General features: G+C 35.7%; 15 protein-coding genes and 1 tRNA gene. 10 read left to right on the top strand and 6 right to left on the bottom strand.

Annotated elements, in window-relative coordinates; translation table 11 throughout:
• The first annotated feature begins 117 nt into the window (after positions 1-117).
• Positions 118-396, top strand: coding sequence for a hypothetical protein (locus EA412_02785; protein ID TVR81500.1), 279 nt, complete (start codon positions 118-120; stop codon positions 394-396).
• Here EA412_02785 and EA412_02780 read toward each other — a convergent pair.
• The gene (locus tag EA412_02780) at positions 393-2,903 is read right to left on the bottom strand and encodes a cation:proton antiporter (protein TVR81499.1); all 2,511 of its coding nucleotides are present in this window, start codon (positions 2,901-2,903) and stop codon (positions 393-395) included. The two genes, EA412_02785 and EA412_02780, sit on opposite strands and share 4 nt — an antisense overlap.
• Positions 2,904-3,179: 276 nt before the next feature.
• Between EA412_02780 and EA412_02775 the strand changes: the two genes are divergently transcribed.
• Positions 3,180-3,572, top strand: a complete 393-nt coding sequence (locus EA412_02775; GenBank protein ID TVR81498.1) for a hypothetical protein — start codon at positions 3,180-3,182, stop codon at positions 3,570-3,572.
• 36 nt (positions 3,573-3,608) lie between these two features.
• Here EA412_02775 and EA412_02770 read toward each other — a convergent pair whose 3' ends face one another.
• From EA412_02770 to EA412_02755, 4 genes are all read right to left on the bottom strand, one after another.
• The gene (locus tag EA412_02770) at positions 3,609-6,086 is read right to left on the bottom strand and encodes a carboxypeptidase-like regulatory domain-containing protein (protein ID TVR81497.1); all 2,478 of its coding nucleotides are present in this window, start codon (positions 6,084-6,086) and stop codon (positions 3,609-3,611) included.
• A gap of 153 nt (positions 6,087-6,239) precedes the next feature.
• Positions 6,240-7,130: a 4-hydroxy-tetrahydrodipicolinate synthase gene (locus tag EA412_02765; protein TVR81496.1), complete on the bottom strand. Its 891-nt coding sequence runs from the start codon at positions 7,128-7,130 to the stop codon at positions 6,240-6,242.
• Between the two features lie 5 nt (positions 7,131-7,135).
• Positions 7,136-7,606, bottom strand: a complete 471-nt coding sequence (locus tag EA412_02760) for a hypothetical protein (GenBank protein ID TVR81495.1) — start codon at positions 7,604-7,606, stop codon at positions 7,136-7,138.
• A gap of 65 nt (positions 7,607-7,671) precedes the next feature.
• Positions 7,672-8,637 (bottom strand): acetyl-CoA carboxylase carboxyltransferase subunit alpha, encoded by a 966-nt coding sequence (locus EA412_02755; protein ID TVR81494.1) that lies wholly within the window; start codon positions 8,635-8,637, stop codon positions 7,672-7,674.
• Positions 8,638-8,954: 317 nt separating this feature from the next.
• On the opposite strand from EA412_02755, the gene EA412_02750 reads away from it, so the two are divergent.
• From EA412_02750 to EA412_02735, 4 genes are all read left to right on the top strand, one after another.
• Positions 8,955-9,028: transfer RNA gene (locus EA412_02750), tRNA-Asp, on the top strand.
• Between the two features lie 509 nt (positions 9,029-9,537).
• The gene (locus EA412_02745; GenBank protein ID TVR81493.1) at positions 9,538-9,924 is read left to right on the top strand and encodes a hypothetical protein; all 387 of its coding nucleotides are present in this window, start codon (positions 9,538-9,540) and stop codon (positions 9,922-9,924) included.
• A gap of 218 nt (positions 9,925-10,142) precedes the next feature.
• Positions 10,143-12,041: an acetate--CoA ligase gene (gene acs / locus EA412_02740; GenBank protein ID TVR81492.1), complete on the top strand. Its 1,899-nt coding sequence runs from the start codon at positions 10,143-10,145 to the stop codon at positions 12,039-12,041.
• 29 nt (positions 12,042-12,070) lie between these two features.
• On the top strand, positions 12,071-13,804 hold the full coding sequence (locus EA412_02735; protein TVR81491.1) for an ABC transporter substrate-binding protein: 1,734 nt from the start codon (positions 12,071-12,073) through the stop codon (positions 13,802-13,804).
• A gap of 5 nt (positions 13,805-13,809) precedes the next feature.
• Here EA412_02735 and EA412_02730 read toward each other — a convergent pair whose 3' ends face one another.
• Entirely contained in the window at positions 13,810-15,483 is a 1,674-nt protein-coding gene (locus EA412_02730; protein ID TVR81490.1) for a PAS domain S-box protein, read from the bottom strand.
• A 120-nt stretch (positions 15,484-15,603) separates the two neighbouring features.
• Here EA412_02730 and EA412_02725 point away from each other — a divergent pair, with 120 nt between their 5' ends.
• The 4 genes from EA412_02725 (at position 15,604) to obgE (ending at position 19,402) form a co-directional block, all read left to right on the top strand.
• Complete coding sequence (locus EA412_02725) at positions 15,604-16,116, top strand: hypothetical protein (GenBank protein ID TVR81489.1); 513 nt, start codon at positions 15,604-15,606, stop codon at positions 16,114-16,116.
• A gap of 71 nt (positions 16,117-16,187) precedes the next feature.
• The gene (locus tag EA412_02720; protein TVR81488.1) at positions 16,188-17,699 is read left to right on the top strand and encodes a helix-turn-helix domain-containing protein; all 1,512 of its coding nucleotides are present in this window, start codon (positions 16,188-16,190) and stop codon (positions 17,697-17,699) included.
• A 111-nt stretch (positions 17,700-17,810) separates the two neighbouring features.
• On the top strand, positions 17,811-18,386 hold the full coding sequence (locus EA412_02715) for an adenylate kinase (GenBank protein ID TVR81487.1): 576 nt from the start codon (positions 17,811-17,813) through the stop codon (positions 18,384-18,386).
• Positions 18,387-18,397: 11 nt separating this feature from the next.
• Positions 18,398-19,402, top strand: coding sequence for a GTPase ObgE (gene obgE, locus EA412_02710; protein TVR81486.1), 1,005 nt, complete (start codon positions 18,398-18,400; stop codon positions 19,400-19,402).
• The last annotated feature ends 56 nt before the right edge of the window (positions 19,403-19,458 follow it).

The raw sequence follows: 19,458 nt of genomic DNA, 5'->3' as shown, positions 1-19,458 counted from the left end.
TAAGCGAAAGTTATTCACACACAAATTGTTGAAAAGTAACATCTTTAAAATGCTTTACTTTCCCGTAAAATAAAAGAAATTTGTAATGATTCTTTTATTCGCCTATCAAAAACTAAAATGACTCTTAATATAACTGACATTGCAAGTTTGAAGTTTCACTTTGATGATGTTCTGGAATCAACTGCTGAGAAAAACTACAGAAAGGAAAGAATCTATATTTCAATAATAATGGCAAATACGCAAAATCGCAAATCAACGATTATTTTTGCCACCTCTGATAATCAAGTCAACACCATCTCTTCTCTTATAAAAGGCTTTGTTAATGACAATATTATTATTGAAGGTGGATGTGAGATACCACTAAAAGCAATATTTGAAGTGTCTTTGGATAATTAATCTTCCCTTTGCAGCCCTTTTTCAAGTAATTCTTTTTTTAAGGTCACTTCATCAACTACCTCTTTTAGGTTTTCGTAACGCTTATTGTATTTGAAAAAGCGGGTTATTCTGGCAATTATATGAAGACTCGCTTCTATGTCTGCATCTTCAGGCATAAGCAGCGCAAAAATACCATGAATATTATCTTTGCTTATCGGATGAGGAAAGCCTGTTTTAGAAAATCCACATAAAATTCGGGGTTCATTTACAAAAGAAGTTGTTACAAATGTTAAAATAGTATTTGGCAGCTCAAGGGTCGTATTATCAGGCCCTTTCGCAATCAATTTTTTCAATACTTTACCAAACGCATGCTCGTCATTTCTAAATGGGTGGGCTAAAACAGACTTAAGAACATCCTCGTAGCTTTGTTTCTCAATATTAAAAGTAATATCCTCAATTTTTAATTCAGGAATATCCCCTTCATCACTAAATCTTATAGAAACAGACTGGTTGAGTCCGTCTTTGCTTTCGGAAGGGTATATAATAACAAAATTATTCTCATTAAAATGAGTGGAAATTTGCCGGGGCAGTGTTTTGAGATATGGTTGCCATGAAATTGAGCCTTCTCTTCCACTCATGAGGACAATCAAATCATTGTCGTCAATTTGTAGCTTATCGCTATAAAAAAGCTGATTCCAATTGTCAATATTTAATACTTTGGGGGTTATTTTAGGCTCTTTTTCTGCCATAATTTCAGAAATCAGCTTTCTGTTTTGCTCCATGGTACAGAGGATTGCATTCGCCCCGGATTGTTGAATTAATTTTTGAATAGTGACCATAGCATCACTAAATCCTTTTTCGAGTTGAAAATATGGAGGAACCAATAAAATAACTCTTTTGGTTGTATTAATGGGTTGGTCAACTTTACAAACCATAAACAGTTCATCTGTTCTTTTTAAAAGTAAATCCAGTATTGATCCGAATATTTTATCTCTTGCACTTATTTCACCATTCCAACCGATAATAATATGTGTAATTCTTAACTCTCTGATAGCCCTGATGATACCGTTGGCAATATTTAAATCTACCCTTGTCACTGGAGAAACACTTCTTTCTGCGGCTGCGGCATGCACTACAGCATGGCTTAACATTTTTTCACTGGCAGCTACATCTGCATCTACATTTTCCTTTTCCCTTACTACTGACAATGGATAAAGCGGTTCTTCTGCATTTTTTTGCTGTATAAATATGGCAATGTCCATTAATGAATCAGCTGTTTGCGGATTTGCCAAAGGAACCAGAATTCTCTGTGGTGCATTTGAGGGTTTATATGGACTAGAGGCTTCTTCTTTTGCCAATTCTCTTCCAAACTTTTCAACAAACCAGGGGCCAACCAGACATGTAACTAAAATCAATATCACTACTGCATTAACTGTCACTTGACCAAAAAAGCCTAACTCAAACCCAACTAAGGTTACTGCTAGTGTAGATGCTGCTTGTGGTGTCGATAATCCGAAAATGGTAAATAATTCAGCTTTTGAGAAGCGGAAGACTCCCACTGTAATAGCTGTTGCCAAAAATTTACCCACCAATACCAATGCAGTAAAGAAAAGAGCCATTATCCAAACATCTAAAGAGCTGAATAGTGCTTTTACGTCTACCAGCATACCCACAGATATCAGGAAAAACGGAATAAACAAAGCATTCCCGACGAACTGTATACGATTCATCATGGTACTATTGTCCGGGACCAATCTGTTTAAACTCAAGCCGGCAAGGAAAGCTCCAATCATAGCTGCCAATCCTACACTTTCAGCAATAAATGCCGTTACAAAAAGCAGTGAGATTAAGAAAACATAGTTGGTATTGCCGTCCATTCGGGCAGTTTTGAAAAACCATCTTCCCAGTTTTGGTAAACCAATCATGGTGACTGTCAAAAAAACTATTACCGGTAACACAAAGGTATATGCAAATGAGACTTCAAGTTGTCCGGCAAATGCTCCGGCAGCTACTAATGCCAATAACATAAGTGAAAACCCATCAGTAATAATGGTACCACCCATTGTCATAATTACTGAAGCATTTTTGGCGATACCCAAACGGTTAGCAATAGGATAAGCCAGTAATGTATGAGAGCCTACAATAGAGCCTAATAACAATGAGGCCTCAAAAGAAAACCCTAAGAATATAGGAGCTAAGAAAACACTGGACAACTGCGGTATAAAAAACGAAAGTAAACCAAAAGTTAAACTCTTGACTTTCATTTTCTGAAATTGGTTTAAGTCTATAGAAAGACCCACCATAAACATTAGGTAGATTAAGCCTACAATTCCCAGCAGCTCTATAGTTTCATTTCTTTCAAGCATGCCCAGCACACTCGGCCCGAAAATGGTTCCAAAAATTATAAGCCCTACAATACCGGGAATTTTTATCCTGTTAAAAATAATGGGGGCGATAAAAATAATTGCCATTACAAGGGCAAATACGGCCACCGGATTTTTTAAAGGAAGTATGAAGAAAAATTCCATAAACTTTTATATTGTCTATTTACTGATTAAAGTCAAATTCAGATTGCTTCAAAATTAATCAAAAAAACACCTTTAAACTACATTTAGTTGGTTGATGATAGCTAAAACAAGCTATATCTACGGATTTAAGGTTTAAGCCGTAGTCAAATGCAACTTTTATTATATAAAATATAGTGATTTTTATACGAAAAAACTTTTTATACTTTTTTAAATGTCAATTTTTTATAGCTTTGAAATGAAAATATATTTTTTTTATTAAACCTAATTATCTATACTATGGAAGACAAAAATATCAATGTAGGGAATGTAATATTAAAAGTTTTAGACTTGCTTATTCTTAAAATATTTACCCTCCCATATAAGATTTATGTTAATGCACTGGTAAGCTTATCAAATACCGGCTCTGAAGATTCTGAAGAGTCAAACCTATCCTCGGACTTTCCTCTTTATGTTTGGTTTGTAAGTGTTTTTAATGCTTTAATTGTCATAAGCTATCCTTTGGGGATAATAATTGCGATTGTAGCTCTTATAAATACAAAAGCAATTATAGCTTTTGTTGGAACACTCATTTTTGTCTACTTTTATCCTCTAATTTTAGGCTTGTTCAGGGAGCTGCTTCAAATTACACTTAAAACTTTGTTGTATTTGAAAATTATTTCAAAAAAATAAAAGAGGGTACCTTAAAACTTAAGGACATTTTTACAGTTAAAAAGAAAGTTGCATCCCAACTCTTACTCCAAAGGGAGAGGTGTCAGGTAAATCCCTGTATGTCAATCTCCAGATAGCATCAACTCTAAAGAATTTAAGTATATTTTCAATGCCCACACCTGCTTCAATATAAGGAGTAGGTGAAGGAGAGTACACTTCGTTAAAGCGGTTTAGAAAGCGATTTTCTTCACTCATAGACCCAAGAAGTGCTTTTGCATGAATAACTTCTCTGAACTTGAGATTTCGAACTCCGGGAATTCTGTTGAAAAACAAACCTTCAAAATGATGACTCAGATACAAGCCAACAAACTGATCACTGGCAAACTGGTAATTATTCATCAGGTTGTAACTTCTTGAATTAAAGAAATAGCCTTCATTTCCTTCATGAACTTCTAAAAGCAAATAAGGTAAATCGCCAAAAACTTTTCCAAAGGTAAGGTTCATGTGCATTCTGCCAATCGGGTTCAACCTAAATGTATGGCTTAAGTCCCCAACCAATTTATGGTATGAAAAATTGCTGTTCAATACATTTGGAACACCGTATGTGTATTGTAATTGGAGAATTGGATACTGACTTCCGAGGCTGAGTCTTTGAAACTGCCCTGAAACAAACTTTTCTCTGTATGCAAATCTCGACTTAAGGGTAATTTCAGTAGTTGTAATTTTATTTAAAAATGTATCGGAAGCGGCAGCAGCTTCACCATTTAAATAGGTGAAATCAAAATAAGGTTCTATTTCCCGGTGGCCCACACCAACTCTCTGGCTGTAGCCAATTGGCCATTCTTTTTCATAAAAAGCCCGACCTTCTCTTATATTCACTAATTTTAAAGGGATATCTCTCCGCAGAAAATAAGCAAAAATATTATCAGTTCCAAAGCCGTCTCTGTTATCGGTACTTAGGCTCACATCATCTCTGAACATTGCACCAATTGACATGCGCGGAGACTTTTCCAAAAGCCAGAGCAGACTTCCTCCGTATTTTATTCTTTTATCTTTTGTTCCGTAAGCCGCATAGCCACCAAACATTATATTTTTACTAAAATCATTGCTTGTCCGCAGACCCATTAAAAATCGATGCCCTTCTACTTCATTGTAGCCATAAAAAGAAAAATACGGACCAATTTCAACCGGCCCCAAAGCATAATAACCGGTTGCTAAAGCATTTACAATATCAACATAGGTTCGAATCATAGGCACATTTTTCAATGAATCTATCATTTTATAAACCGCTGCCTCATTTTTGGTTAAACTCAAGTGCCTGTTCTCTTCCCAAAAGGATTCGTCTCTTTGCATTGCCTGTTCATCGATAATAACCTCTTCCCGTCCTGCCAAATATCTGTCTATATCCTCTATATTTATCTCTATATTTTTATAAGAAGTAGTTTTTCGGCCTATAATACCTAATGCATCCTCAGAAGTTCTGACAAAATCAACAAATAAACGGTCTAGATGTATCATCCAACTACCGTCATCCAATGGCTTAAAATTCTGGTAGATACTTAGTCTGTCAACAAAGTTAATATTTGCATCGTCTGAAATCTGCATGCTTATTCTGTTAATGGCAAAGCTTGAATCTGCAACCCAGAATTCCCCAACGAAAGTACTACTACCTCTGTACTTGGGTTTGAAGTGTATTTGAAAACTCCAGACATCGTCTATATAAGCACTATCTACCAAAAAATAATTATAGTAGCTTAATCCCTGATTTGCTATAGGGCTGACGAAACTACGGTTTAAAATATCCACCCAATTGTTATAAATGTTTATGTCCTGATACATTGACCCTAAAAACTGAGTTATGCTTTCGTTTTGAGAACCGGAAACCTTACTGGCAAGAATTCGCTCTCTTTCGCGGGTTGGACTTGTTCGTTTTGCGTATTCAGATATGGTTTCTGTAATAAAAATTGGCAAGAATGGTTTTTCTTCTGAAAGGCTGTCAATATTGTCAAAAATAAAATCTACCTGTCTAAAGATTCTTCTGTTTTTAAAGTTTTCAGTAATGTTTGTCAGATCCAGCTCAATTTTGTTATAAACCTCATATTTATAATTCTCCAAGTTATCCTTGTTATGTCTAGGTTTATTCTCAATAATTTTTCTCAAAATTATATGCGCCGGGTTTTCACCGGCTCTTACAACTACCTCTTCAATATTGAAGTCTGAGCGAAACATTCTAATCGTCACATTCCCGGCTAATGCTCTTTCTATAGTTATTGCTTGTTTTTGATAACCGATAGTTGTTGCTATAACGGAATCTCCCCTTACTGATGATTGTAATTCGAAATAGCCGTCCATGTCTGTGTATGTTCCGGCCGGAGTACCTTTAATATGAACATGAGCAAAAGGGATAGCCTCTTCTGTATGGTCATCAATAACTCTTCCACTGACAACTATTTGTTGAGAAAATGCATCAAACGCTGTAAATAAAAAAAATAGCGTAAAAAATGTGTATATAATAAATTGTTTTATGTCAGACACTTAACTCAATGTTTGTTTGTTGATTATTCCGATTATTTAACATGTCAACCGCTAATTGAAAAATTAAACTCTAAAATTAAGAAATCTATGCTTGCTTATCCCTTATAATATACAATTTTAATTAGATTTTTTGACTATTTAAGTGCTTTTATATCAGAACCGGTCAGGATTTTCAGAAGCGAACTTGACAATACTTTTTTTAACTTCTTCATTTACAGGCCAAAGTGGAAGTCTTAAGTTGTTTTCGGTAAGTTTGAAATAACTGAGTAATTCTTTTATTCCTCCCGGACTACCGTCAGCAAACAATAATTCAATAATCGGAGCTAGTCTGAAATGTATTTGTTGTGCTTCTTTATTTTTCCCGGAGGTAGTTTTTCGAAGCATTTCAGAAAATAAATACGGATATGCATTTGCTACCACTGATATAACACCGTCTATACCTAATGATAAAAGGGGGAAAGTCAGGGCATCATCACCGGAGATTACTAAAAAATCAGGTCTTCGCTTAGACAGGATTTCAGAGATTTGATCAATATTCCCGGAAGCTTCTTTAATTCCAATGATGTTTTTAAAATCTTCTGACAAACGCAAAGTTGTGTCGGCGGTCATATTAGAACCTGTTCTGGAAGGAACATTATATAAAATTACGGACAGCGATGTGCTTTTCGCTATATGAGCATAATGCGCATAAATACCATTTTGATTGGGTTTGTTGTAATAGGGGCTTACCGAAAGCACGCCATCGACTCCTTTTGGCAAAGTCTTTAACTCCTCAACAACGGCCTGAGTATTGTTTCCCCCACAGCCAACAACTACCGCTTTTCTGCCGGCAACTTTTTCAATGGTAAACGCTAATACCTCTGACTTTTCTGCTTTTGATAAAGTTACAGATTCACCGGTTGTGCCTAAACTAACCAGATAATCCGCTTTTCCGGAAATACAATTCTCTATTACTTTTTCCAATGAATTAAAATCAATTTTTCCGTCTTTTGTAAAAGGGGTAACCAGCGCTACACCTGTACCTTTGAACTTCTCAATTTGCATTTAGTTTATTTTATAATTTTTAAATAATGAATAATTTCCTGCATTAACAACTCTTCCTTGCCTTTGAAGTTGTTTTGTACCATAAAATCATACAAGGCAAGCGAATGGTTAGAGTATGCTCCCACTCTGAAGCCCGCTTTAGACAAGGCTACTATTGATTCTACCGGCATGCATTTAGTGGTGCACAAACTAATTAAAATATCAAAATCATTGTTTATAAAGTCATTCAGCTTTTTACTTTTCGGAAACCATAGCCAGTTTAAGTCTTTATCCGTAAAGATAGCTACGTCCAAAGGGGGGTTGCCTTTTTTTGATTTAAGTGAGGGTGTATAAGCCAACAGGTCGGCTATAATATTTTGTGTGGCTAAATCCTTACCGAGTTTAATGATTTTTTGGTCTCTTTCTCCGGAAGTTAAACGGAAGACAATTCCAATTTTTTTTGCGCGTGAAAGGCCACAAGTACTGCGTACAGGCATGTTTATCTTACTGATCTTTTTACGCCTGACATAGAGATGTATTTTTTCCTTTAGGTTGCCTATGCTCACTTTTTACTTTTTGTTTCTTCATATACACCCATTGACGAGAATTTTTCAATTCTTTTTTCAATACGCTCATCAGGTGTCATTTCTTCAAGTTCAGCTAAGGTTTTTTCAAGTTTGAGCTTTAACCTTTTAGCCATTTCTTCAGGATTTGCATGGGCTCCACCCATTGGCTCTTTTAATATGCCATCAACTAACTTGAATTTATACATATTGTTTGAAGAAAGTTTTAGTTGTTCGGCAGCCTGTTCTTTATAATCCCAACTTCTCCATAAAATTGATGAGCAGCTTTCCGGAGAAATTACTGAATACCAGGTGTTTTCCAGCATATAAACTCTATCACCGACCCCGATTCCCAAAGCGCCGCCGGAAGCTCCTTCTCCAATAACAATACAAATTACCGGAACTTTTAAGTTTATCATTTCAAATAAATTCCTGGCAATTGCCTCGGCTTGTCCGCGCTCTTCAGCCTCCAGTCCGGGATATGCTCCCGGAGTATCTATAAGGCATACCACAGGCTTGTTGAACTTTTCAGCTAATTTCATCAACCGAAGTGCTTTTCTATATCCTTCCGGATTTGCCATACCAAAGTTTCTGTACTGACGCATTTTCGTGTTTATGCCCTTTTGGTGGCCTATAAACATCACAGACTTACCATTTAAACTGCCAAAACCGCCAACAATCGCCTTGTCATCTTTAAAGTGCCGATCTCCGTGCATTTCAATGAAATTCTCACAAATTTCACTCAAATAATATAAGGTGTAGGGCCTGTCCGGGTGACGGGACAATTGCACCTTTTGCCAACCGGTCAGATTTGAATATATTTCCTTTCTGATTTCCTTTATTTTAGACTCAGCTTCTTTAATTGCAACAGAAACATCTACATTGCCTTTTTCAGATATTTTTTTCAAACCTTCTAATTGCTCTTCAAGCTCTTCTATCGGTTTTTCAAATTCAAGATATATCATCTTTTATTTTTTTTAGAACGCAAATTTACAAATTATCTATTGCACACAAACTTTATTATTTTTTTGAAGTCCCCAACCACTCTTTGAAACAGAAAAAATATATTTCTGTATAATATATTTCATTTCCCCTGAGCAGATTATGTTAAGTTAAGCTTTTTCTGTTTAAAATAAAAAATACTTTTTTAATAAAAATTACCTGAAAGAAAAAACAGCTAAAATTCACTTTTAAAAAAAATATAGCTTTGTTGTTGATTTATTTAGAAATTAGTTGTTAAATTTGCATTCACTTTTAGCGAAGTGAAAGAAGAAAGTTCATTGGTCCGGTAGTTCAGTTGGTTAGAATACCTGCCTGTCACGCAGGGGGTCGCGGGTTCGAGTCCCGTCCGGACCGCATCTTATACAAAAAAGTCCTTAAATTAATTTAAGGACTTTTTTTATTTTAGCCCATATTTAATTGGACCTCCACCTTATATATTTATAGTACCGACAGCGTAGAATATAAGTTTAATTGACTTTTGTCATGAGTTGTAGGTAGGGTTATCATTATTCACTTTTATAGTAATATTTACTCGTTAACACCAGACATTTAAAAGAATTTAGGTGTATACAAGTATTTAGTTTGAGTCTTAATACGACATCTAAATTTTAATTGTTATTGAAAAGGATTTAAAAATACAAAGTTGAAAACTATACTGTTTTGCCATATACCCAACTATGATGTTGAAATGTTTCGATATTTATGACGTAATAATAAAGTGTTCTAAAGATGCATTTAATAGAAAATAACCGCACAGACCGGAAATTCTACAAAAGAATTCTTAACCTGCAAGAAAAAACAAAAACGGAATAGCCTTAGTACTCGAATAAAATTACATATATTCGGTAGTACAAAAATAAAAGATGTGGTACTTAATTACTTTTGAAGCGGACGATTTAGTTAAAGTAAGTTCTGAGCAAGAACCAACTAACTTTGAATTCCAAGGCAAGGAAGAGGGAACGCCTGTATTTAATGTTCGTGAAGGAGCAAAGAATTATGAAATGGAATTAATAACAGACTTTCCTGATGCCTCCAGACTTTCAGATTTAAATGCATTAAATCCCCGGGGGTTTATTCTATTAAATCATGCCGCAGTTTTATTAAAGTGGAAAGGTGATTTCAATGATTTGGAGAACAAAATAAAAACCATTTTTACTACCAACGACAAATATGCTATCATTGCTGTTGGCGAAATAAAAGCAACCAATTTTTTAGATAAAGACCTTGCAAACTTTATGCTTAAAAGATAATTTTCTGTATTCGAAGCTTGCGAGTGATTAATTTATAAAGACTTGGGGCGTTCTCAGTCAACCCAAACTTCAGGAAAACCAAATTTCAAAGAAAAAAATGTCAAAAGGAAATTATTGAGAAGGTACTTCCCCTATTTAGCCATTTCAAAGGAGATGTTAATGGGGAATAGTTACATTTTTATTAAAGATTGTTAACTTTAAGTCCAAAAATTTGAAAAATGAGTTACAGAATAAATAGCCCGGAGTCTTTTGAAAAAGCTAAAAAGAAAAGCCTTGAAAACCCGGAAGCTTTTTGGGAAGATGTTGCCCGGAATTTCACCTGGAGAAAAACATGGGACAAGGTTTGTGAATGGGACTTTCAAAAGCCTGATGTAAAGTGGTTTATAAATGGAAAGCTGAATATTACCGAAAATTGTTTAGACCGTCATTTGGAGAAAAGAGGAGATAAGACAGCTTTAATCTGGGAGCCGAATGATCCGGACGAAAAGTTTTTAAGCCTTACATACAGAGAACTTTATGAAAAAGTTTGTCAGTTTGCCAATGTCCTCAAAAAGAATGATGTAAAAAAAGGCGACAGAGTTTGTATTTACATGCCTATGATTATTGAAACCGTTATAGCAATGCTGGCATGTGCCCGAATTGGAGCGGTACACTCAATAGTTTTTGCCGGATTTTCAGCTCAGGCATTAGCGGATAGAATTATAGATGCAAATGCACGTATGGTTTTAACAGCTGATGGTTTAAATAGAGGAGCAAAGCAAATTTCTTTAAAAAGTATAGTTGACACTGCCGTAAAAGATTGTCCTTCAGTTGAGAAAGTAATTGTAACGGAGAGGGTGGGCGAGAAAGTAGATATGAAAGAAGGTCGCGACTTATGGCTGCATGAAGAATTGAAGGGTGTGAGCAAAGAATGTGAAGCCGAAGAAATGGACGCAGAGGATTTACTTTTTATCTTATATACGTCCGGTTCTACCGGCAAACCTAAAGGGGTAGTTCATACCTGCGGTGGCTATATGGTTTATACGGCATATTCTTTTGAAAATGTATTTCAATACAATGAGGAGGATGTATATTGGTGTTCGGCGGATGTTGGTTGGATTACAGGGCACAGCTATTTAGTTTACGGACCGCTGCTAACGGGAGCTACAACCATAGCTTTTGAGGGAATTCCAACTTTTCCGGATGCCGGTAGATTTTGGCAGGTAATTGATAAGCATATGGTAAATATTTTTTATACAGCACCAACAGCAATTCGTTCACTAATGGCAGCCGGATTAGAATATGTAAAGCCCTACAGTCTTGAATCACTGAAGATTTTGGGAACGGTTGGTGAGCCCATAAATGAAGAAGCCTGGAACTGGTATTATAATGAAATCGGAAAAGGCAATTGCCCGGTAGTAGATACCTGGTGGCAGACAGAAACCGGCGGCATAATGATTTCAACTATGGGAGATTTTACGCCTATGAAACCGGCCCATGCTGCAGTACCACTTCCGGGAATTCAGCCGGTATTGTTAAGCAAATCCGGAAAAGAAATAACCGAAAATGAAAAGGAAGGCTTATTGTGTATTAAATATCCCTGGCCATCTATTTTGCGAACTACTTATGGCGACCATGAACGTTGTCGAAAAACATATTTTTCAGCTTTTAAAAATCACTATTTTACCGGAGATGGAGCAAAAAGAGATAAGGATGGCTTATACAGAATAATTGGCCGGGTAGATGATGTTATAAATGTTTCTGGGCATCGCTTTGGAACAGCAGAAATAGAAGAAGCCATTAATTTTAATCAAAAAGTTGTAGAGTCAGCAGTTGTTGGCTATCCGCACGAAATCAAAGGGCAGGGAATTTATGCTTTTGTGATTTGCGAACAGATTGAAGGTAACTCAGATACTATCCGGGCAGAAATCATTGAAACGGTCGCTCAAAAAATTGGGAAAATAGCCAAACCGGATAAAATTCAATTGGTTTCAGGGTTGCCAAAAACAAGATCCGGGAAGATTATGCGCCGGATTTTACGGAAAGTTGCAGAAGGGGATGTTTCAAATCTTGGAGATACCTCTACTTTACTGGACCCTAAAATCGTTGAAGAAATTATAAATAGCAGAATCAATTAGTATTTACCACAAGTTTTTAAAACCATAGAATGTCAGCAAAATCTTTTTTTTCCATTTTTTTATTTTCTTCTTTTCTGTTTTTAACCTCCTGTGACACCGGTCAGCAGCAAGCCAGAGTTTTGACAGAGGCAAATGGAGGGAAGTATTACGGGGGGGTCTTTCGTATAAATGAAGTAGAGTTCCTCAGGAGCCTTTACCCGCATAATATCACAGAAGTAGGGGGTAGCCGAATAGCTAACCAAATTTATGAAGGATTGGTAAAAATGAATCAGGAAACCTTGTTGATAGAACCTCTAATAGCCGAATCGTGGGAAATTGACAGCCAGGCAACTTTATTTACTTTTCAACTACGTCAGGATGTATATTTTCATGACGATCCTTGTTTTCCTGACGGGAAAGGACGCCTGGTAAATGCTCATGACTTTGTATGGAGCTTTAACAAACTTTGCGAAGCCAGCATCACTAATCAGGGATTTTGGATATTTGAAAACAGAGTAAAAGGAGCAAATGAATATTATGCTTCTACTATAGAAGGGAACCCTTTGCCGGAAGGCGTTAGCGGAATTAGAGCATTGGATGATTTCACTCTTCAGATAGAACTTGAGGAGCCCTTTGCCAGTTTTTTGTATATACTGGCCATGAATTTCACCTCAGTTTTCCCTCATGAAGCCTATGAAAAATACGGTAGAGATATGAGAATTCATACCGTAGGTACAGGTCCTTTTAAGCTTACTGCAATCCGACAGGATGAAACAGTGATACTAAGCAGAAATGAAAACTATTGGCGGGTGGATGAGCATGGTAATGCTTTACCCTATCTTGACGGCGTAAGAGTGAGCTTTATAAATGATAAAAAAGCAGAACTATTAGAGTTTAGAAAGGGGAATTTAGATATGATGTACCGATTGCCTTTAGAGTTGATTTATGATGTCATTAACAGAAATGATGAACTCCAGCCGGACTATAGCAAGTATCAGCTTCAATATACGCCAACTTTAGCCATTCAATATTATGGGTTTTTACACACTAACCCCTTGTTCGATGATATTAATGTCAGAAAAGCATTTAATTATGCAATTAACCGGCAAACAATAGCAGATTTTACATTAAAAGGAACAGGCATTGCTGCTGAAAACGGCTTTATCCCACCATCTATGCCCGGTTATAATGCAGAAAATGTTACCGGATACTCTTATAATCCTGAAAAAGCCAGAGAATATATGTCAAAAGCAGGTTATCCCAACGGAAACGGATTTCCCCCTGTCACTTTACAAATTAATACCGGTGGAGGTCTGAATGAACAGGTAGCTGAGGCCGCTCAAAAAATGTTAGAAGAAACACTAAATATACGGGTTAATATGACCCGCTTACCTTTTGCACAACATTTAGAAAATATAGAAACCGGTAAAACAGATTTTTGGCGCTCAGGCTGGATTGGAAGCTATCCTGACCCCGAATATTTTTTAAATCTTTTTCATAGTATTCATATCCCCGACCGGGAAGACGATAAAAGTTATTTGAATTCTATTCGTTACAGAAGCGCCCGCTATGATTCTGTTTTCGAAGCAGCTTTACAAACAGTAGATTTTGATGAAAGAATGCAGTTGTATGAAGTTGCAGATAATATTATGATGGAAGACGCAGCTATTATTCCGATTTTTTATTACAAAGATCACAGAATCTTACAGCCATACGTTAGAAACTTTCATCAAAACCCATTAGAGCACAGAGATTTATCGACTGTATTTTTTGTACCTGAATAAAATCTTTATTCTACACAGGGTAAGCTAAAATAAAAAGTAGAGCCTTCATTTATTTCGGATTCTAACCATATTTTGCCGCCATGTCTCATAATAATTCTATCTGCAATGGCGAGCCCAACACCATTTCCACTAAAATTCTCTTGTTCTGTCTTGCTAATTATTCCATTAAAGATTTTGTCTTGATTGCTTTTTTCAATTCCAATTCCGTTATCTTTTAAAAAGTAAATACATTCCGAATTTTCTTGATTGATGTAACACCCTACTTCTATTATAGGGTTTTCTTTTTTGGCTGAAAATTTTAATGCATTTGAAAGGAGAACCCGAACAACCTGATCTATCATTTTTTCATCACCTAAACCTTCCGGCAAATCTTTAACGTCGATTTTGTGTTCAGAAAAGCGAAATTCAGTTGCTTTAAGCTCACTAAGTGCATTGTTTACAATCTTATTCATATCCAGATTTTGAATACGTTTTTCATGATTTCCCATGATAGAAAAGGCCATTAAATTGAGAATTTGGGCTTGTGCGTTATTTAAAAAATAAAAAACATTTTTTATATCACTTTTGTCTTTTTCATTTAATTTATCACTTATGTTTTTATTCAAAGATTCCAGATTTTTTATGCTTTCAACAATTGGTTTCTGTAAATCAAACGAAAGACTTGAGTTAAAAGACTTTAAGTTTTCATTAGCCATTTGAAGCTCTTTCGTCCTTTGAATCACCTCAGCATCAAGCTTTTTATTAATTTTCAAAAGCTTCTCCTGAAACTCTTTTTTCTCTGTTATTTCATTTCGAATACTTAAGTATTCATAGATTTTGCCTTCTTTGTTGACGAAAGGAAAAATATTTGTGTCAACCCAATAAATCTCTCCGTCTTTTGTACGATTACATATTTCCCCTCTCCAGGCTTTTCCGGAAGAAATCGTAGTCCATAGGTCTTTAAAAAAACTTTTGTCATGATAGCCGGAATTAAGAATATTGTATGGCTTACCTATAAGCTCTTCAAGAGAGTATTTGCTTACATCGGCAAATTTTTTGTTTGCTTCTGTTATAATTCCTTTTTCATCACAAATTGAAACCAAAGAGGAATTACTAATTGCATTTTTAAACTTTGCCAATTCTACATTTTTGTCCTTTATCCGTTTATTCAATTCTAACTTCTCTGTGATGTCTTTTGCAATAACTATAAGCACCTCTTTATTTTCATATTGTGCAGGCTTGGTTATTACTTCAACATGAGATTTGCTTCCATCTTTTTGCAAATGAGTTTCAGTCTGGTTATATAAGTCAGATTCGTACACTATTTCATCATAATGCAGCTGTTTAAACTCTTCTTTTGTATATCCGTATTTTTCAATAGCAGCATCGTTACATAATAAAATCTTATTTGTATTCTGATCGACCAACCAGGTATACAAAGGATTTAATTTGAATAAATCTTCATAACTTTTTTTACTTTCCCTAAGCGTTTTTGTCAGGTAATCGGAAAGAACAAACAAAACTAATGTACTTACTAATACAAATCCATATCCTTTATAGGACTGTAAGGTTGTAATCAATTCTCCATTATCCGTTTCTACTATTGACAATAGAAACCTGTCTGAAAAATAAATCCATATAAGGCCAAAAAAAAGATAAGTAAGACTCAGAAAGTAGCTTAGTTGAAACCTTTTAAACATAGGTGTTGATTTAAAAAAAACTAAAGTTAAGGATATTTTTAATTTTAAATTGTTTATGCATCAATGTTTGTCATTTCTTCAATGTAATATAGTGTTTGTATTTTTACAAAAAAAAATAGAATGATGTATAAAACCAGTCCCGATAAAATTTGCCGAATAATCACTTTTTTGATTGGAGGCGTCTTTTTGTTTATAATATTTTTTCAGATTCTGATTTTGTTAGGAGCACCGGAAGAACCTGTTACCATCCCGGCTTTAATGTTAGTTTTATTTTCCTTCATTCTTGTTTTTACCTGGGGATATGCGCCCTATGGATATGTTATTGAAAAGAAAAACCTGAATATTTTACGAAAATTAGGAACGAAAAGCATTCCACTTTCTGAAATCATACTGGTAAGGGCAGTTGAGAAAGATGAAATGAAAAATACCTGGCGGTCATTTGGAAATGGCGGTGTTTTCGGCTATTACGGAAAGTTCAGAAATGCAAAGTTTGGAGACATGGTGTTTTATACACGAAGGAGGGATATTTTGCTACTGTTAGAACTAAGTAATGGAAAAAAGATTATACTGGGGCCGGATGAGCTGACATCTTTCAAAAAATCATTAAAAGAGGCTATTTCAAAAAATCAATAGAGTAGATTACTGAAAGTATTCAAAATTGATTTATAAAAAAAAGTATAAATTTGTCCATATTAAATAGTTGAATGATAAAAGAAGAAAACATACGCTTAATTTTCGGGATGAAGTTAAAGCAGTTGAGACAGGAAAAAGAAATGAACCTTTCTGAACTGGCTGCTGCTTCCGGAATGTCCGTTTCATATTTAAATGAGATTGAGAAGGGTAAGAAATACCCGAAAGCTGAAAAAATAGCATCTGTAGCAGCTGCATTAGATACCACCTATGACGAACTTGTCTCTCTCAAAATGAGCAAGAAGCTTAAATTAGTTGCTGCAATATTGAATTCTAATTTTTTGCAGGAGATGCCTTTGGATCTTTTTGGTCTGGAATTGAATAAGTTAGCTGATTTGGTTTCCAATGCACCGGCCAAATTGAATGCTTTTATAAGCACAATTATTGAGCTTTCGAGAAATTATGATTTGAGTCCTGAGGAGTTTTACTTTGCGGCTCTCCGGTCATATCAGGAATTGTATGACAACTATTTTCCGGAAATAGAAAAAGCCGGGAGAACATTTCGGGAAGAATTTGGCTTTGGAGACCGGCCGGTCAGGAATCCGGAGGTTTTAGAGATAATTTTGAAAGATAAATACGGCTATGAAATTCGTGATTTGGAAATGATGCAAGATGAAAACACATCTCCATTCAGAATGATTTATGTGGAAGCTTCAAAACCTGTTTTATATATACATCCACAATTAGAAGCAGATGCCCGTATTTTTGTGTTAGCTAAGGAGCTGGGCTTTTCATTTATGGGTATTAAAGAACGACCTTCCACATCTTTAAACATTGAGCAAAACAGCTTTGAGTTAATGTTGAATAACTTTAAGTCGGCTTATTTTGCAACGGTCTTACTATTGCCGGCTGACCAAATTTGTGAAAAGTTAAAAAACATTTTTCAAAAGCGAAAATTTAATGAGTCAGCATTCTCTAAATTAATGGAAGATTATCACGCAACACCGGAAGTATTGATGTACAGGCTCACGACCTTACTTCCGAAGTTTTTTCAAATAAGAAGTTTGTTTTTTCTACGAATCGATAATAGTTGGGAAAGTGAAATTTACAACCTCACCCATGAGCTCCACTTATCTATGCTTCACAATCCTCATGGAAGTCCGATCCAGGAACACTATTGCAGAAGATGGATTAGTATTCGTCTGCTCAGAGAATTAAAAAATATTCAAAAAGCAGAAAAAAAACAAAGATACCTGATACGTTTGCAGCGCTCCCGATTTATGAATTCTGAAAACCAATATTTTTGTATTTCCGTCGGGCGCTCCAAAAAACCTACTTCAAATGCTAATACAAGTGTAACAATAGGTATACTAATGAATGAAACCTTCAGGCGGAAAATAAAATTTTGGAATGATGAAGATATCGTTGAAAGGGAAGTTAATGATACTTGTGAAAGATGTCCGGCAGAGGATTGTCTTGAAAGAGCAGCATCTCCTCATCATTTTTTAAAACAAGTTCGAAAAACAAAACTCAGAGAAGAATTGCAACGAATTGTGGATAAGACATTGGAAAATCCCGATAATTAATGCAAAAACTTGATAAATTCACAGGCTTAATTTATTTTAGAACAGATTACAAGTCATTTTTTGTTTTTATTTAGTACTTTTGATTGACTTTAAGCGAAATTTGAATTATAAATGTTAAATATTATTTTGTTTGGCCCTCCGGGAAGCGGAAAAGGCACGCAAGCAGCCAATATAGTTGAACAATATCAACTACTGCATACTTCAACGGGTGATTTACTGCGCGATGAAATTTCAAGAGGTACTCCTTTGGGTATGGAAGCCAAAAACTTTATGAATAAAGGGCTTTTAGTTCCTGATGAAGTGGTGATTGGAATGATTAGTAATCGGTTAGATGAAAATGAAGATGCAAAAGGATTTATTTTTGACGGATTTCCAAGAACTGTTGCTCAGGCAGAGGCTTTGGATAAACTCTTAGAATTTAAAAATACCTCTATCAGTATTGTTTTAGCTTTAACCGTTGATGAAGAAGAGTTGGTTAAGCGATTGCTGAAGCGGGGAGAAACATCCGGTCGTCCCGATGATAAAGATGAGAGTATTATTCGTAAGCGAATTATTGAATACAGGTCAAAAACAGAGCCCGTAGCTGAATATTACAAAAGGAATAACAAACTATCTCTGGTTAAAGGAACCGGCTCTATAGATGAGACCTTTCAGCTTTTGAAAGAAGAGTTGAAAGTCTACACCTGATTAAAAAAATTGTGGAAAAAAGTAATTTTGTCGATTATGTAAAAATTTATGCCCGTTCCGGAAGTGGCGGATCGGGATCTGCTCATTTTCGTAGAGAGAAATATGTGCCTAAGGGCGGGCCTGATGGCGGAGATGGAGGCAATGGAGGTCATGTAATCATCAAGGGGAACAAACAAATCTGGACATTAATCCACCTGAAATACAGAAAACATATTTTTGCAGACAATGGCAAGCCCGGAGAAGGAGGAAATAGAAGTGGTAAGTCCGGCGAAAGTCAAATTCTGGAGGTTCCAATAGGAACCATTGCCAAAGATGCTGATACAGGCGAAAAAATAGGAGAAATACTGGAGCATGGAGAAGAAATGGTATTGCTGGAAGGTGGTAAAGGCGGCTTGGGAAACAGCCACTTTAAAACTTCAGTTAATCAAACACCACGATATGCTCAACCCGGAATTCCCGGAGAAGAAAAAGCTATAGTTTTAGAATTGAAGCTATTGGCAGATGTTGGTTTGGTAGGATTTCCAAATGCGGGTAAATCAACCTTACTTTCGGTGGTTTCTGCGGCAAAACCTAAAATTGCCGATTATGCTTTTACAACGCTTGTACCACAGCTGGGGATTGTCCCCTATAAGGAAAATTTATCTTTCGTAATGGCCGATATCCCCGGAATTATTGAGGGTGCTCATGAAGGCAAGGGGCTGGGTTTAAGATTTTTGAGACATATCGAAAGAAATAGTATGCTGTTGTTTCTTGTACCTGCTGATGCAGATAATATACGAAAGCAGTATGATATTTTAGTTCATGAATTGAAAAGCCATAACCCGGAACTGATGTACAAAAGGCGAATTTTAGCCATTTCCAAAGCAGATTTGGTAGATATCGAGCTGAAGCAGTTATTGAAAAAAGATATTCCTGAAGACATTCCCTACACCTACATATCAGCCTTCAATAAAGAAGGATTAGAAGATCTGAAAAAAATGATATGGGAAACGCTGAATGAAAAGCTGCCCGCTTAAAAAATTTACTTTTACTTGATTTCCTGTTTTTAGCAGTGTAAATTTTGTACTGAAGA

It is taken from the genome of Chitinophagaceae bacterium, assembly GCA_007695095.1.
Classification (GTDB): domain Bacteria; phylum Bacteroidota; class Bacteroidia; order Chitinophagales; family REEL01; genus REEL01.
This window is presented reverse-complemented; position numbering and strand designations above follow the sequence as displayed.

Excerpts from the sequence above, each read along its gene's own strand:
- EA412_02785 (TVR81500.1), top strand. The coding sequence starts at position 118 with ATGACTCTTAATATAACTGACATTGCAAGTTTGAAGTTTCACTTTGAT.
- EA412_02780 (TVR81499.1), bottom strand. The coding sequence starts at position 2,903 with ATGGAATTTTTCTTCATACTTCCTTTAAAAAATCCGGTGGCCGTATTT.
- EA412_02775 (TVR81498.1), top strand. The coding sequence starts at position 3,180 with ATGGAAGACAAAAATATCAATGTAGGGAATGTAATATTAAAAGTTTTA.
- EA412_02765 (TVR81496.1), bottom strand. The coding sequence starts at position 7,130 with ATGCAAATTGAGAAGTTCAAAGGTACAGGTGTAGCGCTGGTTACCCCT.
- EA412_02760 (TVR81495.1), bottom strand. The coding sequence starts at position 7,606 with ATGCCTGTACGCAGTACTTGTGGCCTTTCACGCGCAAAAAAAATTGGA.
- EA412_02755 (TVR81494.1), bottom strand. The coding sequence starts at position 8,637 with ATGATATATCTTGAATTTGAAAAACCGATAGAAGAGCTTGAAGAGCAA.
- EA412_02745 (TVR81493.1), top strand. The coding sequence starts at position 9,538 with ATGTGGTACTTAATTACTTTTGAAGCGGACGATTTAGTTAAAGTAAGT.
- acs (TVR81492.1), top strand. The coding sequence starts at position 10,143 with ATGAGTTACAGAATAAATAGCCCGGAGTCTTTTGAAAAAGCTAAAAAG.
- EA412_02735 (TVR81491.1), top strand. The coding sequence starts at position 12,071 with ATGTCAGCAAAATCTTTTTTTTCCATTTTTTTATTTTCTTCTTTTCTG.
- EA412_02730 (TVR81490.1), bottom strand. The coding sequence starts at position 15,483 with ATGTTTAAAAGGTTTCAACTAAGCTACTTTCTGAGTCTTACTTATCTT.
- EA412_02725 (TVR81489.1), top strand. The coding sequence starts at position 15,604 with ATGATGTATAAAACCAGTCCCGATAAAATTTGCCGAATAATCACTTTT.
- EA412_02720 (TVR81488.1), top strand. The coding sequence starts at position 16,188 with ATGATAAAAGAAGAAAACATACGCTTAATTTTCGGGATGAAGTTAAAG.
- EA412_02715 (TVR81487.1), top strand. The coding sequence starts at position 17,811 with ATGTTAAATATTATTTTGTTTGGCCCTCCGGGAAGCGGAAAAGGCACG.